Genomic DNA, 296 nt, shown 5'->3' with positions numbered 1-296 from the left:
GCTCGCCGGCCTGGATGGTAACCCTGTCGCCATTACTTAGGGTGACCACCAGATCGTCGGCCAGTACCCGGTCTACCTTGATGGTAAAGACCGCGTCCTGTGCTTCGGTGACGTCGCCGTTGGACTCAATGGTGACGTTGACGGTATCCACCGTATCGGTAATGTTTACCGTGGCCTCACCGCCCAGTTGCAGATCTTCAAACGTCTTGTCAGCCACTTCCGCCTTGTCGAGGCCCACGGTAACGCTGCCCGCATCGACGTACACATCGTCGCCCTGCGCCGGCACGCTATACGCC

1 protein-coding gene is annotated in these 296 nt (G+C 59.8%); it reads right to left on the bottom strand.

Going from position 1 to position 296, the window contains the following annotated elements:
• Window positions 1-296 (bottom strand): immunoglobulin-like domain-containing protein (locus tag MFP24_RS00225; protein ID WP_249228633.1); only part of this gene is annotated, 296 nt, incomplete at both ends.

This window comes from Brenneria tiliae, from assembly GCF_023347575.1.
Lineage (GTDB): Bacteria > Pseudomonadota > Gammaproteobacteria > Enterobacterales > Enterobacteriaceae > Brenneria > Brenneria corticis.
The sequence above is the reverse complement of the archived record's forward strand: the minus strand, read 5'-3'. Positions and strand labels throughout refer to the sequence as shown.